This window comes from Salinivibrio sp. MA607, from assembly GCF_001996245.1.
Classification (GTDB): domain Bacteria; phylum Pseudomonadota; class Gammaproteobacteria; order Enterobacterales; family Vibrionaceae; genus Salinivibrio; species Salinivibrio costicola.
Map to the genome: position 1 here is coordinate 58,359 of NZ_MUFJ01000017.1, position 14,395 is coordinate 72,753.

16 protein-coding genes and 1 rRNA gene are annotated in these 14,395 nt (G+C 52.1%); 8 read left to right on the forward strand and 9 right to left on the reverse strand.

All coding sequences use genetic code 11. The features are described 5' to 3' along the window. Positions 1 to 58 precede the first annotated feature (58 nt). From BZG81_RS09710 to def, 6 genes are all read right to left on the reverse strand, one after another. Positions 59 to 334 carry a YihD family protein gene (locus BZG81_RS09710; protein ID WP_021022730.1) on the reverse strand — a complete coding sequence of 92 codons (276 nt, stop codon included), beginning with the start codon at positions 332 to 334 and terminating at the stop codon, positions 59 to 61. A 94-nt stretch (positions 335 to 428) separates the two neighbouring features. After that, positions 429 to 1,460 carry a diguanylate cyclase domain-containing protein gene (locus BZG81_RS09715; RefSeq protein WP_077576864.1) on the reverse strand — a complete coding sequence of 344 codons (1,032 nt, stop codon included), beginning with the start codon at positions 1,458 to 1,460 and terminating at the stop codon, positions 429 to 431. A 141-nt stretch (positions 1,461 to 1,601) separates the two neighbouring features. After that, the gene (gene trkA, locus BZG81_RS09720; protein ID WP_077461772.1) at positions 1,602 to 2,978 is read right to left on the reverse strand and encodes a Trk system potassium transporter TrkA; all 1,377 of its coding nucleotides are present in this window, start codon (positions 2,976 to 2,978) and stop codon (positions 1,602 to 1,604) included. 22 nt (positions 2,979 to 3,000) lie between these two features. Beyond that, entirely contained in the window at positions 3,001 to 4,287 is a 1,287-nt protein-coding gene (gene rsmB / locus BZG81_RS09725; protein ID WP_077461771.1) for a 16S rRNA (cytosine(967)-C(5))-methyltransferase RsmB, read from the reverse strand. A 109-nt stretch (positions 4,288 to 4,396) separates the two neighbouring features. Continuing rightward, positions 4,397 to 5,344, reverse strand: coding sequence for a methionyl-tRNA formyltransferase (gene fmt, locus BZG81_RS09730; RefSeq protein ID WP_021022726.1), 948 nt, complete (start codon positions 5,342 to 5,344; stop codon positions 4,397 to 4,399). A 7-nt stretch (positions 5,345 to 5,351) separates the two neighbouring features. Further along, positions 5,352 to 5,864 carry a peptide deformylase gene (gene def / locus BZG81_RS09735; RefSeq protein WP_077461770.1) on the reverse strand — a complete coding sequence of 171 codons (513 nt, stop codon included), beginning with the start codon at positions 5,862 to 5,864 and terminating at the stop codon, positions 5,352 to 5,354. 117 nt (positions 5,865 to 5,981) lie between these two features. Here def and BZG81_RS09740 point away from each other — a divergent pair, with 117 nt between their 5' ends. From BZG81_RS09740 to BZG81_RS09755, 4 genes are read left to right on the forward strand one after another with little or no spacing between them, the layout of a single operon-like run. Next, entirely contained in the window at positions 5,982 to 7,037 is a 1,056-nt protein-coding gene (locus tag BZG81_RS09740) for a LysM peptidoglycan-binding domain-containing protein (RefSeq protein ID WP_077677245.1), read from the forward strand. Next, positions 7,027 to 8,136: a DNA-processing protein DprA gene (gene dprA, locus BZG81_RS09745; protein ID WP_077461768.1), complete on the forward strand. Its 1,110-nt coding sequence runs from the start codon at positions 7,027 to 7,029 to the stop codon at positions 8,134 to 8,136. The genes BZG81_RS09740 and dprA overlap by 11 nt, the downstream gene beginning before the upstream one ends. Before the next feature lie 2 nt (positions 8,137 to 8,138). Further along, positions 8,139 to 8,612 (forward strand): DUF494 family protein, encoded by a 474-nt coding sequence (locus BZG81_RS09750; protein ID WP_021022722.1) that lies wholly within the window; start codon positions 8,139 to 8,141, stop codon positions 8,610 to 8,612. 27 nt (positions 8,613 to 8,639) lie between these two features. After that, on the forward strand, positions 8,640 to 9,197 hold the full coding sequence (locus tag BZG81_RS09755) for a DNA topoisomerase family protein (protein ID WP_077677246.1): 558 nt from the start codon (positions 8,640 to 8,642) through the stop codon (positions 9,195 to 9,197). On the opposite strand, the gene BZG81_RS09760 is transcribed toward BZG81_RS09755, so the two are convergent. Next, entirely contained in the window at positions 9,194 to 10,342 is a 1,149-nt protein-coding gene (locus tag BZG81_RS09760; protein ID WP_077677247.1) for a 5-(carboxyamino)imidazole ribonucleotide synthase, read from the reverse strand. The genes BZG81_RS09755 and BZG81_RS09760 overlap by 4 nt on opposite strands. Positions 10,343 to 10,347: 5 nt before the next feature. Beyond that, entirely contained in the window at positions 10,348 to 10,830 is a 483-nt protein-coding gene (purE, locus tag BZG81_RS09765) for a 5-(carboxyamino)imidazole ribonucleotide mutase (protein WP_077677248.1), read from the reverse strand. A gap of 178 nt (positions 10,831 to 11,008) precedes the next feature. On the opposite strand from purE, the gene hemF reads away from it, so the two are divergent. Genes hemF through BZG81_RS09780 form a run of 3 tightly spaced genes read left to right on the forward strand, consistent with a single transcriptional unit; the run spans position 11,009 to position 13,011 of the window. Beyond that, entirely contained in the window at positions 11,009 to 11,926 is a 918-nt protein-coding gene (gene hemF / locus BZG81_RS09770; RefSeq protein ID WP_077677249.1) for an oxygen-dependent coproporphyrinogen oxidase, read from the forward strand. A gap of 3 nt (positions 11,927 to 11,929) precedes the next feature. Then, entirely contained in the window at positions 11,930 to 12,754 is an 825-nt protein-coding gene (aroE, locus tag BZG81_RS09775) for a shikimate dehydrogenase (RefSeq protein WP_077677250.1), read from the forward strand. After that, a complete protein-coding gene (locus BZG81_RS09780) occupies positions 12,751 to 13,011 on the forward strand; it encodes a DUF1488 family protein (protein WP_077677251.1) in 261 nt (86 codons plus the stop codon). The genes aroE and BZG81_RS09780 overlap by 4 nt, the downstream gene beginning before the upstream one ends. Here the strand turns inward: BZG81_RS09780 and BZG81_RS09785 are convergent. Continuing rightward, the gene (locus BZG81_RS09785; RefSeq protein ID WP_077677252.1) at positions 13,008 to 13,547 is read right to left on the reverse strand and encodes a gamma carbonic anhydrase family protein; all 540 of its coding nucleotides are present in this window, start codon (positions 13,545 to 13,547) and stop codon (positions 13,008 to 13,010) included. The genes BZG81_RS09780 and BZG81_RS09785 overlap by 4 nt on opposite strands. A 618-nt stretch (positions 13,548 to 14,165) precedes the next feature. Between BZG81_RS09785 and BZG81_RS09790 the strand changes: the two genes are divergently transcribed. Further along, positions 14,166 to 14,395 (forward strand): 16S ribosomal RNA (locus tag BZG81_RS09790); the annotation flags it as partial.

A 14,395-nucleotide genomic window follows, 5' to 3' on the forward strand; every position in this document is an offset into this window, starting at 1 on the left:
TACAGCCACAAACTGAACGAATTCCAACTATAACAGACGATTAGCGAGGGTCTCTGACTCACTCTTTTGTTGGGGTAATGCCTCTCGCCCGTAAAATAGCGGCTTTAAAGTCGTCTTCATTGTCTTTTGCAAGGCCAGGAATAGGCGCGTTGCTATCTTCTAGCCGCATTTTGAGTTGATAGATCAAGGTGTCGTCCGATAGCGTTGTTAAGTCATCGCGATGACCGGCCTCTTGGGCAATCAGATTGAGCATGGTCATGAGCGAGTGATTGGGCGTTTGTTGCCAAGATTGGTTCAGTAGATCGAGCAACTCGTTGATACGATGGCAGTGCATGGCGGGATCCTTAATGTGGCACGTAAAAAATACCATTTTGCCCGACGGCGAGCGGTGAATACTTAGCCAAGATCAAATTCCTCTCAGGCGAGAGTTAATTTATCGGCATCACACGATTACGCCCGAGGTTTTTGGCCTTATAGAGTTGTTGATCAGCACGATAAATGAGGTCGGCGCCAGATTCGCGAGCATGCTCGTCGTACTCTGCGACGCCCATAGACACGGTAATATGATCCAATGTTTGGCCACGACGCCGGTCTTTTATCACCATTCTATCGATAGCGGCACGTAGCGTTTCAGCGGTCCGTTTTGCGCTGTTTAGGCGTCTTTTAGGTAACAGTAGCGCAAACTCTTCGCCGCCGTAGCGGAACGCTTGTACGCCTTCTCGGCAGTAGTCGAGTAATCGCTTGGCGACCTGCTTCAAAGCGATATCGCCGAGCACGTGACCGTATGTATCGTTAAGTTGTTTAAAGTGATCGAGGTCGACGAGGACTAAAGCAAACGGCCAGGTTTGTGCGTTTTCGGTGTACGCATTGAGCTCGCGCTCAAAGGCGGCCCGATTGAGCAGGCCGGTTAAGCCATCATGGGTGGCTTGCTCGGTCATCTCTGCGAGGTTTTGTTTTAGTTGGGCAATTTCTTGCTGGGCATCACTCAGTTGGTGTTTAAAGTAGCGGGTCGATTGAGTCAGAGCTTGCGAGTCTTTCACTACATTACGGACAACGGCGATGGTTTCATCAATGGACAACCCTTCGTTTTCAACGCGAGACAGCTGTTCGAATGTTTTGTCGAGTACCGAGTGAAACGCGTCTGTGTCCTGAAGCGTGTCAGACATCGAATGACTCATCTCCGTCATCATTGACTCAAGGCTTTGCTTAAGGCTGCCAATGTTCTGGCTGTGTTTATCCGCCATATGCTTTTGATACAAGATGTCGCTTTGAAGAGGACTGCACGTGCCATGCTCATGGACGGTAGTATCGACGTCAGCAGTGAGCTTTGGATCGGTATTGGCGACGTAGGTGTACCATAGCGCGTAGTTGGTCGGTGTCGTGGGCACCTTATATTTCATCATCAAAGGGACCGCTTTTTTGAGAAATACGGTCGATTGTTGAAATTGATCGTCTGACATGGCGGTCCTTTCTGCTAAGCAACATAGATAGGCACTTTGTTCAGTGTATACTCAAAGTGACAGGAGTGGCAGCGTTGAGGTAAAAAGCGTGAGCCTGCAGACACGGATGTCTGCAGGCTTGTGTTGGCGCAAGAACGGGTGTTAAAGAAAGAACGGGCTGGGTTGGAATAGGCGTTCAACATCCGGAATGTATTTTTTATTCACCAAGAATAACACCACATGATCATCTTGCTGGATCACGGTTTTATCATGGGCAATCAATACTTCATCGCCTCGTACAACCGCACCTATGGTCGTGCCCGGTGGTAACTTTATCTCGCCAATTGCCCGGCCAACCACTTTGGACGTTGACGCATCACCGTGAGCAATTGCTTCAATTGCTTCAGCGGCGCCGCGTCGTAATGACGACACATTGACAATATCGGCGCGGCGTACATGGGTGAGCAACGCCGAAATCGTCGCTTGTTGGGGGGAGATGGCAATATCAATCACCCCACCTTGAACCAAGTCGACATAAGCACCGCGTTGAATCAGCACCATGACTTTTTTTGCCCCTAGGCGTTTAGCGAGCATTGCCGACATAATATTGGCTTCATCTTCGTTGGTGACCGCGATAAAGACATCAATCTGCTCAATGTGCTCTTCGCTGAGTAATTCCTGGTCAGACGCATCGCCACAAAAAACGGTGGTTTCTTCTAATAGCTCAGCCAGGTGTTCAGCACGAGCTGGATTGCGCTCAATTAACTTCACGCTGTACTGGCGCTCAAGTGCCATGGCTAGGCCAGCACCAATATTCCCCCCACCCACAATCATGATGCGTTTGTAAGGCTTTTCGAGGCGCTGCAGTTCACTCATCACTGAGCGGATATGGTTGCTGGCGGCGACGAAAAAGACTTCATCATCGGCTTCGATAATGGTCGTGCCTTGGGGGCGAATCGGGCGGTCACGCCGAAAGATAGCGGCAACACGGGTATCGACATGCGGCATGTGCTCGCGCAGTGCTGAGAGCGCTTTGCCGACCAAAGGCCCGCCGTAATAGGCCTTAACGGCCACCAGGCCCACTTTTTTGTCGGCAAAGCTGACCACTTGTAACGCGCCTGGGTATTCAATTAAGCGACGAATATAATGCGTCACCAGCTCCTCTGGGGCGATAAGGTGGTCAACCGGACAGGCGTCACTGTTAAACAGTTGCTCTTTTACCGCGAGATATTCAGGACTTCGGATCCGAGCAACACGATTGGGTGTGTTAAAGCGGGTAAAAGCGACCTGACAAGCGATCATGTTTGTTTCATCGGAGTTGGTTACGGCAACCAGCATATCCGCATCTTGCGCGCCAGCCTCTTGCAAGGTCGACGGATGGCTGGCAAACCCGTGTACAACACGTAAGTCGTATTTATCTTGCAGTTCGCGAAGCCGTTCTGGGGCGCGGTCAACAATGGTGATGTCATTGTTTTCTCCGACCAGATTTTCTGCCAAGGTACCGCCGACTTGGCCTGCACCCAAGATAATGATTTTCATGTTGTTGTTACTCCCTGCCTCGTTACTTGCCGGTTGGCTTTTTTAGGCATGCGTAATAGAAGCCGTCCATGTCGTGTTCTCCGGGGAGAATTTGTCGTCCTGGCTGGTCGTGGGTGCCGGTGCGCAATATTGCTGTTGGCTCGCGAGTTAAAAAGGCGCGAATTTGTGTCGCGTTTTCATCCGGTAATACCGAGCAGGTCGCGTAGACCAGCGTACCGCCTGGCGCCAATTGCTGCCACATTGCGTCTAAAATCTCCGCTTGTAACGTGACCAAGGCTTGAATATCGCTATCGCGTCTTAGCCATTTAATGTCCGGATGGCGACGGATCACACCTGTGGCCGAGCAGGGCGCATCCAGCAAAATGCGATCAAATGCTGGGCCCGTGTGCCAAGCGCTCGGCAAGCGAGCATCGGCGTGTTTCACCTCAGCATTAAGCCCTAAGCGCGATAGGTTCTCTTTGATCCGCGACAAGCGATTTTCATCGGCATCAATGGCAGTGACGATCGCATCAGGCTGATGTTCAAGAATATGACAGGTTTTGCCACCGGGGGCGGCACAGCAGTCGAGAATGTGCTCTGCTGAATCGGGCTGGAGGTAGTCGACAGCGAGTTGTGCGGCGGCATCTTGTACCGATACCCAACCTTGGGTAAAGCCTGGCAAACGTGTTACGTCGCACGGTGCGTCGAGCTTGATTGCGTCCAAAGCTTGGGTGTGCGGAGAACCAGCGATACCAGCTGCTTGCAGTTCAGCAAGGTAGCTTGCCTGAGTATGATGCTGGCGGTTTACGCGCAACCACATGGGGGCTTTTTGATGGTTCGCCGCGATAATCTCTTGCCACTGGTTAGGGTAGGCCTGTTGAAGACGCGTTAATAACCAGCTGGGATGGCAGTGTTGCCCGGCGGACTCGGCTTGACTGGCATCATCGAGCGAGGCTTGATCGCGTTGATAGTTACGCAATATCGCATTGATAAGGCCACGTAACTGCGGACGCTTGAGTGTTTTGGTCGCGTTGACCGTTTCCGCCACCGCGGCATGGGCCGGAATACGCATATAGCCGAGTTGATAGAGGCCAACGAGTAACAGGTGATGAAACACACGTTGCTTACCTTTTAATGGTTTGTCCATCAAAGCTTGCACGATATGCTCTAAACGCGGCAACCAACGTAAGGTGCCGTAGCAGATCTCTTGCAGTAACGCCGCATCCCGTGGTGCGATGTGCTGCTGCGCAAGTGGCAGTTGCTGCGAGAGGGATTGGCCTTGATCGACCACTTGATATAGAACGCGGGCAGCCGCGGCTCTTACATTCATATGTTTACCCATTAAAAGGCCAAAATGGCATCAGACGATAGCGTCGCCTGTTACATTAAAAAAGGCCAGCGTACTGGCCTTAAACGATGTTGCTACATAAACGCACCCTTTATACTAATTGGGTGCCGGTTTCAAACCACTCGCGACGCGCATTGAGCAGCTCGTGAGCCTGCATGGCTTTCTTGCCCGGTGGCTGCAGGTGTGTCAGCTGAAGAACACCTTTGCCGGTCGCAATTTGAATACCGTGTTTATCAGTGTTAATGACGGTCCCCGGCGCAGCATCAACATCAATATCGAGTGCGTTCGCGCCCCACACTTTGATATTTTGCTCGCCTAAGGTGAAAAAACTCACCGGGCGAGGATTGAATGCGCGTACACAGCGTTCGATAAACGCCGCGTCTTGATGCCAATCGATATGAGCTTCTTGCTTGGTTAGCTTTTCGGCGTAATTGGCTTTGGCGTCATTTTGCGGTTCAGCCAATATAATGCCGTTGGCCATATCATTGAGGCAGTCAATCAGTGCCTGTGGACCCAGCTCAGCCAAGCGCTCATACAGACTGCCACTGGTTTCTTTGTCATCAATCGGTAAGGTGGCGATTTTTAACATGTCACCGGTATCGAGCCCTTCATCCATCTGCATGATGGTGACGCCGGTTTCGTTGTCGCCTGCCCAGACCGCTCGCTCAATCGGTGCGGCACCCCGCCAACGTGGCAAAATTGAGCCATGCACATTAACGCAGCCCAACCTTGGGATCGTTAACACGGCTTTCGGCAAAATAAGTCCATAGGCGACCACCACCAGAACGTCGGCATCGAGCGCGGCTAACTCGGCCTGTGCCGTTTCGTCACGCAACGTGCGAGGCTGGTATACCGGGAGTGCATGTTCAATCGCCAGTTGTTTAACTGGGCTCGCCGTGAGCTTTTTGCCCCGTCCTGCTGGTTTATCTTCGCGGCTATAGACCGCAATGACCTCATGCTCACTGTCGAGCAAGGCTTGTAAATGGCGCGCGGCAAAGTCCGGCGTGCCCGCAAATACTATACGCAGCGGTTTGCTCAAAGTGACCTCAGCTTACTTTTTGGTTAGCGCGTTTGAGTTTTTCCATTTTTTGTTTGATGCGTTGGCGCTTCAATGGTGATAGGTAATCAACGAATAGCTTGCCTTCTAAGTGGTCAAGCTCGTGTTGAATACAAATCGCCAGTAAGTCGTCTGCATCGAACTGAAATGGATTGCCGTCACGATCGAGTGCTTTGACCGTCACTTCGGCTGCTCGAGGCACTAAGGCACGTGAGCTCGGCACAGAGAGGCACCCTTCTTCAATACCGTCTTCACCGCGCTTTTCGATAATTTCAGGGTTGATCAGCACCATAGGCTCGTCACGCGTTTCTGATACATCGATCACGACCATGCGTTGGTGAAAATCAACCTGAGTAGCGGCAAGACCGATACCGTCTTGGTCGTACATGGTTTCAATCATGTCATCGGCCATTTTCTGGATCTCAGGGGTAACGGTATCCACCGGTTTCGCAACGGTGCGAAGGCGCTCATCTGGAAATGTTAATACGTTCAGTAAAGCCATAACGTCTCGCAAAAATTGAACTGTGCCGAATGCGGCACGGGATAATTGGGTTAATTCTAGACATTTTGCCAGCCAATTGACAGCATCAGCGCGTTCTGTCTGACAAGGAAGACGACGATGACAAAGAAACTGTGTAGGCTTGCTATGGCAGTCCTATTGACAGCGCTACTCCCGTTCAGTGTGGCGGCACAAAAGAGTGAAACACGTTATACCGTTGAGCGTGGCGATACGCTTTGGGATATTGCCGCCACCTTTTTTGCTGACCCTTGGCATTGGCCAAAGGTATGGTACGACAACCCAAGTATAAAGGATCCACACCTTATCTACCCGGGCGATACGTTGACGCTTAAGTGGCAACAAGGGAAACCGCATCTAACATACCAAGCCTCTCACACGATAGCCGCAGACGAACCGGCATCGCCTGTGCCCAGTGTTGCGCCCTTACTCTTACCCCACCTAGCACAAGATACCTTGATTGAGAAAGCACGATTAGTCGCGTTACCCAGGGTGTTGGGCTCGCCTGAGGGGCGTCGCCTTTTATCGGCGGCAGACACTGTGTATATCGATGCCGCATTACACGCGATCGATTGGCAGGTATATCGGGTCGCGCACACCTTTTCGCATCAACGCGCAGATCAAACGGCTGATAATCGCCCACAAATGGTTAGCTTGACGCACGTGGCCAATGGTTCAATCACCGACGTGGCGTCGAACTATAGCGTGATGACACTGACTCAGGTCAATCAAGAGATACGACCCAATGACGTCCTATTGCCGGCCCCCGACCGTGTTCAGGCGCCATTCTGGCCTTATCCAGCGAAAACCAAAGCGACCTTATTGGGTCACCTTTACGGCAGTGAATACGTGGCTCAAGGGCAGTTAGTCGTTCTGGATAAAGGGGCAAAGGCGCAGGTTTCGGCCGGGCAAGTATTTGAAGTCACTCAACCTGGAAAACAGGTCGTGAATCAGCCAGGTGAGTACCAGTATCAAGCACAAGCCGATAAAACCCCACGTGAGGTCACTGTATTACCGAACGTCAAAATCGGTGAGCTGATGGTTATCCGCTCCTATCCATGGATGAGTTTGGCTGTCGTACAGCAAGCCACTCAGCCGATTAAAGCGGGTATGCAGGCGATTCCGCCTTCAAGCGCTCGGATCAGTCATGAAAGATGAGACGTTATACGCGTGGTTAACCTTGGCTCAAGTGCCACGGCTACGGGCCAGGCAACGTCGAAAACTCTTATCGACATGGCCGGTCGAGGCTATCCATCAGCAATCTCAGCAGGCGTTGGCCGCGATTGGATTAAGTGAGGATCAATGCCAGGCGATATGCAGCCCAAATCAGGCGTTAATCAATGCGAGCTTGCGCTGGGCCGAGGCGCCCGATTGCCACTTATTGTGTTTTGATCATCCCGCTTATCCCTCGTTGTTAAAAGAAATCGCCAGCGCGCCTCTCATTCTCTATGTTCAAGGTGATCCCAGCGCCTTAGCCAAGCCCCAGCTCGCCATGGTTGGCAGTCGTCATGCCACCCAATCTGGATTGACGACGGCTTATCACTTTGCCAAACAGTTGGCCGACTACGGGTTGACCATTACCAGCGGTTTAGCCTTGGGCATTGATGGGCGGGCGCATAAAGGTGCCTTAGACGGCAATGGACAAACATTGGCGGTGCTCGGCAGCGGGCTAGGGCGTATTTATCCTGCACGTCACCGTGACTTAGCCAGCCAAATTATTACGCAAGGGGCGTTGGTGTCCGAGTTCTGGCCAGATGCGCCGCCACGGGCGGAACACTTTCCTCGTCGTAACCGTCTGATCAGTGGCTTATCAGCGGGCGTATTAGTGGTGGAGGCTGCACCGCAAAGTGGCTCATTGATTACCGCGCGCTACGCACTTGAGCAAAATCGAGGAGTGTTTGCGATCCCAGGCCCAATCGATCAGGTCCAAGCGCGTGGGTGCCATCAATTGATCAAGCAGGGCGCAACCTTGACGGACAGTGTGGATGATATTTTAAGTGAAGTAGACAGTTTGGTTCAGTTTGCAGTGAGCCAACAAAGCGAATTATTTAGTGATGCGCCCAAGTTAGATGCCGATCAAGGATTGCCATTTCCCACGCTGTTGGCTAACGTAGGGACTAACGCGACGTGTGTCGACGTACTAGCTGAGCGCTGCAACCAACCGGTTCACGAAATCATGATGCAGTTGTTAGACTTAGAACTCCAGGGGCTTGTAGCAGCAGTACCCGGTGGCTATGTCAGAACGAGGAGGGGCTAGCCATGATGGACATTCTTATGTACCTGTTTGAAACCTACATCCACAGTGATGTCGAGGTCATTATCGATCAGGACGAGTTAGCGGATGAATTGTCCCGTGCGGGTTTTCATCAAGATGATATTTATAAGGCCCTAAACTGGCTGGAAAAATTAGCTCAGTTACAAAACGCGGATAAACAGCCCTATCTAACAGGCAGTGCACAGAGCTCGATTCGTGTATTCACGGAGCAAGAAACCCGTTTTCTCGATCAAGAAAGCCGAGGTTTTTTATTGTTTTTAGAACAAGCTGGGGTGCTGTCACCAGAAACGCGTGAGATGGTGATCGATCGGGTGATGGAGTTAGAAACGCAAGAGTTTGGTTTGGATGATCTAAAATGGGTGATCCTAATGGTGCTGTTTAACGTGCCAGGTAATGAGCGCGCGTATACGCAAATGGAAGACATGCTGTACGACGCACAAGAGGGGTACGTGCATTAACGCTTATCAATAACAGTAAAGGTGTGAATGAATACAGATAACACCCCGAAGACCCAGGAGCGCTGCCCGGAATGTGGCAGCGCTCTTGCGTTTAAATCGGGCAAACGAGGCCCGTTTCTGGCCTGTACGGCCTATCCAGACTGCCACTATACTAAAGCGTTACACCATGGTGATGGCCATGTGGTGAAAGCGCTTGGCGTGACCTGTCCGGCGTGTCAGCAGGGAGAGTTGGTGCTGCGTCAAGGTCGATTCGGCATGTTTATTGGCTGCGATCAGTTCCCGCAATGCACGCATATCGAAAAACCAGATGAACCCGATCACACCACTCTAACCTGCCCAGCCTGCCACAAAGGTGAGCTGGTGGAGCGCACCTCGCGTTACGGAAAGCGCTTTTTTGCCTGTGATCAGTACCCTAAGTGCCATTTTGCCGTGAATGCACAACCGATAGCCGGTACCTGCGAGGCATGTGGTTTTGCACTCTTGGTCGAGCGTAAAAAAGGTGGGAAAACCGTGCATCAATGTGCCGATAAGCCCTGCAGCGCGATTCAAGATGAATCGGCTGCAGAGCCGGAGAGCGAGGATTAATCGGTTTGCGCGGCGAGAGCCAATGCAGCCGATTTTAAGCCGTGAAAAGCATCGCTGGGCAGGTAGCTGGCGAGGCTCGCTAACGTGGTGGCAAGCGCGGCGTTCGAGGTGGCCGTGACATTGATATGGCCCACTTTGCGCCCTGGGAGAGGCGTTTTGTTGTACCAATGCACATGGGCGTCGCGATAGGTCGCAAGCGGGACACTACCTTGACCCAAAATATTGATCATCGCAGTGGGCTGAACCAAACGGGTAGCGCCAAGCGGTAAGCCGCTGACCGCACGCAAGTGGTTTTCAAACTGACAACAGGCGCTACCTTGCTGGGTCCAGTGGCCCGAGTTATGGACTCGAGGTGCGATTTCGTTCACCAGCAAGCGACCGTCAACATCAAAAAATTCGACCGCGAGCACACCCACATAATTGAGTGTGTCGGCAATCTTTTTCACCATTTCAGCCGCTTGTAACTGCAAATCCTGTTCGTCAGGCCGTGCCACCGACAAAGTCAGTACGCCGTTGTGGTGATGGTTTTGGGTTAGGCTGTAGCTGGCAAATTCGCCATTGGCACCACGTACACCAATTAGTGACACTTCACGCTCAAAAGGGATCATGGCCTCAGCAATGATCGCTTGGCCATCGCGCTGCTCGGGCGCGGCAAGAAAGGCGTCCAATTCGGCCCATAATGCGCTGAGATCATCACCATCACGATAGCGCCATTGCCCTTTGCCGTCATAACCATCGAGCGTGCTTTTCAACACCAAGGGCGCGCCCAGAGCATAGATCGCCTTTTCTAAATCCGCCTGTGTATGTACCACTCGGTATGGCGCGTTAGCCACCCCAGCTTGCATCAATAAGGCTTTCTCTATTTGACGGTCGCCACCGGTTAAAATTGCCTGCGCACTGGGGCGTAACTTCCCGCTTTGCTCGCATTGATGCAAAATGTTGGCAGGAATATGTTCAAATTCAGCGGTGATAATATCCGCGCCGGCTATCGCGGTATCGAGCCCTTGACCGAGTGGCTGCTGGGTTAAAGGATGGATAATGTCGCCGCTGCGCACATCATAAGCACTGACGATAAGATTGAGCGGCGCGCCGGCTAATGCCATCATCCGGGCCAGTTGTCCCGCGCCTAACACCAGAATATTCATGGTCGTTACCCTTGTGGGTTAGGCTGAGCGAGAACGGCCTCGGTTTGCGTTTGGCGAAACGCATCCACTTTTGCCATCAAATCAGGGTCGGCCGTTGCGAGAATTTGTGCTGCAAGGAGGCCTGCATTCGCGGCGCCTGCGTCACCAATAGCGAGCGTGCCCACTGCCACGCCCTTTGGCATTTGAGCAATAGAAAGTAATGAGTCCATTCCCTTTAATGCTTTTGACTGGACCGGAACGCCGAGCACCGGCAGGCTGGTGTGTGCGGCGGTCATCCCAGGCAGATGGGCGGCGCCACCGGCGCCGGCAATAATCACTTTAATCCCGCGCTCGGCCGCTTGTTGGGCGTAGTCGGCAAGTAACTGTGGTGTGCGGTGGGCAGAGACAATACGGGTTTCGTAAGGGATGGCAAAGTGATCCAACATAGCCGCTGCATGTGTCATGGTAGGCCAATCGGATTGCGAGCCCATGATGATACCGACAGTCATAATACGTCCTTCTTGATGACAAGCGTGAATAAGATAAGCTGAGCGTGACGCGAATTATACCCAGATTTCATCGCAAGGAAAACGTTTGCGTCAGCGGTGGGGGATGAAATTCCGTCAAGATCCCAGTGCGTGGATCAGGTAAAGTAAGCACATAGTCTCAGTAACAAAGGATGTGAGCGTGGCACACGGTCAGTCGACAATTGATAAGCAAGCCGTGAAGGCTTTTTTCCTCCAGCTTCAAGATGATATTTGCCAACAGCTTGCGCAAGAAGATGGTCAAGCGCGTTTTATTGAAGATGCGTGGGAGCGTGAGAAAGGGGGCGGTGGCCGCAGTCGCGTCCTGCGTCAGGGCCAAGTATTTGAGCAAGCGGGAGTGAACTTCTCGCACGTATTTGGCGATCAAATGCCTGCCTCGGCGACCGCGCACCGTCCAGAGCTTGCCGGGCGCTGTTTTGAGGCCATGGGGGTGTCGTTAGTGATCCATCCTCATAACCCGTACGTGCCGACCTCGCACGCAAACGTGCGGTTTTTCATTGCCGAAAAAGAAGGTGCAGATCCTGTGTGGTGGTTTGGCGGCGGCTTTGACCTAACACCTTTCTATCCGTTCGAGGAAGACTGCCAGCACTGGCATCGGACCGCCAAAGCCTTGTGCGCGCCCTTTGGTGATAGCGTGTACGCTGATCACAAAGCATGGTGCGATCGCTATTTTTATCTGCCCCATCGCGATGAAACCCGTGGCGTCGGCGGGCTTTTCTTTGATGATTTGAACCAATGGCCATTCAAACAGTGCTTTGCCTACACCCAAGCGGTTGGAAAAGGCTTTATCGATGCCTACCTGCCGATAGTACAGCGCCGCAAAGCTACGCCCTATGGTGAGCGGGAACGCGATTTTCAGCTTTACCGTCGCGGACGCTATGTTGAGTTTAACTTGGTATATGACAGAGGCACGCTATTTGGCTTGCAAAGTGGTGGTCGCACCGAATCTATCCTGATGTCGATGCCGCCGATGGCACGCTGGGAATATAACTGGTCACCTGATGACGATGCGCCGGAAGCGAGACTCTATCGCGATTACCTTAAACCGAGGGAGTGGTAACGGATGACCGATCGTTATTGTGTGGTCGGCCATCCGATTGGCCACAGTAAGTCGCCGCAGATCCACGCCGCGTTTGCGACACAAACCCAACAAGACATCGACTATCAAGCCATTGAGGCGCCGCTTGAAGGCTTTGTGACCACCATGCAGGCGTTTTTTGCGCAAGGAGGGCGCGGCGCCAATGTGACCGTGCCTTTTAAACAGCAAGCGTATGATTGGGCTGATACACTGACAGAGCGTGCCCGCCGCGCCGGTGCCGTGAATACGCTGGTTAAGCAAAGCGATGGCTCCCTACTGGGTGATAATACGGATGGGGCAGGTTTGGTGACGGACTTACACCACCACCATGTGGCACTGCGCGATAAGCGCATTATAGTCGTGGGAGCGGGCGGTGCCGCACGGGGTGTGTTGCTTCCTTTACTGGAGCAAGAGCCAGCATTGTTGATGATAGTGAATCGCACCGAGCAAAAAGCCCAGCAATTAGCCGCTGCATTTGGCGAGGCCGGACCGATCATCAGTCATGCCGTGGATAAACCCATGGCGGCGCCCGTTGATGTGATCATTAATGCGACCTCGGCGAGCTTACATCAAAGCCATCCCCCTCTCCCGCAAGGAGCGATTGGTCCAAATACCGCTGTCTATGACATGGTGTATCAAGCTGGCTGTACAACCAGCAACCAATGGGCGCAACGCCAAGGAGCAGAGCGATGTTTAGACGGCTTGGGCATGCTGGTGGAACAAGCGGCGGAAAGCTTTGCTATATGGCGTGGCTGTCGGCCGCAAACCGAACGTGTGCGCGAGCAGTTAAGAGAGGCACTTAGTCGATGAATCAATCCCTTATTCTGGCTGCGGACGAAGCGCAGGTCGATACCGCAAAGGCGCGTGTTTGTTTCTACGGCCAACTTAATGGTGCGTTGTTAACATGTGCTGTCCGCTTTACCACCTTATCTGCGCTCGCCGGCTGTGCGGTAGACTCGAATAATGCGCAGGCGATTGTCGAACAGGTTTGGTTTGATATTGAAGAGCAAATGGAAGCGGCCATCGAATCAGAAGCGTTTGAACCCGATGGCAGCTTGGTGATCTAGTGCTCGCAGCGGTAGATGTCTTTAGTGTCGACATAGTTTTGCGCTGAGCGGGCAAAATAAGCACGCTCTTTGTCAGTGAGGGGGCGAACCTGTTTGACCGGTGAGCCAACATACAGGTAGCCGCTCTCTAAGCGTTTTCCGGGCGGGACTAAACTGCCAGCGCCAATTAGCACTTCATCTTCAATCACAGCGCCATCAAGAATAATCGTCCCCATTCCCACTAGGACTCGGTTGCCAATCCGGCAGCCGTGTAACATGACCTTGTGGCCGATTGTCACTTCTTCGCCAATGATCAGCGGGTAACCTTGTGGATTTTCGGCATTTTTATGGGTGACATGAAGGACTGAACCATCTTGCACATTGGTCCGTGCGCCAATCTGGATATGGTTCACGTCACCACGTGCCGCAACCAGCGGCCAAATACTCACATCATCCCCTAGCGTAATATCGCCAGCCAATACACTGGATTCATCAATATAGACGCGTTCGCCCAGCTGAGGCATCATGCCTTTATAAGCGCGCAACTGTTTTGCCATCACAAATCCCTCTTTATATCGCTATACAATGTCAGATAACGCTGACTTTGGTACCAGTTTTACACCCTAGCGAGCAAAAAAACAGCGAGTGACAGTTTTTTTCTAAAAAACCACTAAAAAGGGGTTGCCAATCTGATCAGCTTCCCTATAATGCGCCTCCATCGACACGGCACACAGGGCAAGCGCTCAGCGCCATGTTGACGTAAAAAATCAAATAAAAATAAACGCTTGACGTGAGTTTTTAAAAGATTAAGATAGCCGTCCACTTAACGCCAAGCGTTAGGGGAGTCAAAAAGAGGTTTTATTCCGGCCCTGAGGGTTGAAAATAAAAGATAAAATTTCTTCTTGACTTTAACGGTAAGGCGCGTAAGATACGCAGCCCTGACCAAGCGAAGCGCAGCTTCGCACAGTCAACGCTCTTTAACAATTTGACCTATGCAATCTGTGTGGGCACTCGTTGAGAATAGACAAAAAGATTTATTCGATGAACTGAGTGACCAATACGAAACAACGTTTACGTTGTTCGGCACAGTCAATTCGTTTGTCTCGCAAGAGAYGAACAAAACAGTATTTATCGAGCCGTTTGTCTTTTCTTAGGAAAAGCAAACACCAAAACTTTAATTGAAGAGTTTGATCATGGCTCAGATTGAACGCTGGCGGCAGGCCTAACACATGCAAGTCGAGCGGAAACGGCRGTATTGAAGCTTCGGTGGATTTACTGGACGTCGAGCGGCGGACGGGTGAGTAACGGCTGGGAACCTGCCCTGACGAGGGGGATAACCGTTGGAAACGACGGCTAATACCGCATAATGTCTTGATTCGTTAGAGTCAGGACCAAAGGTGGCCTC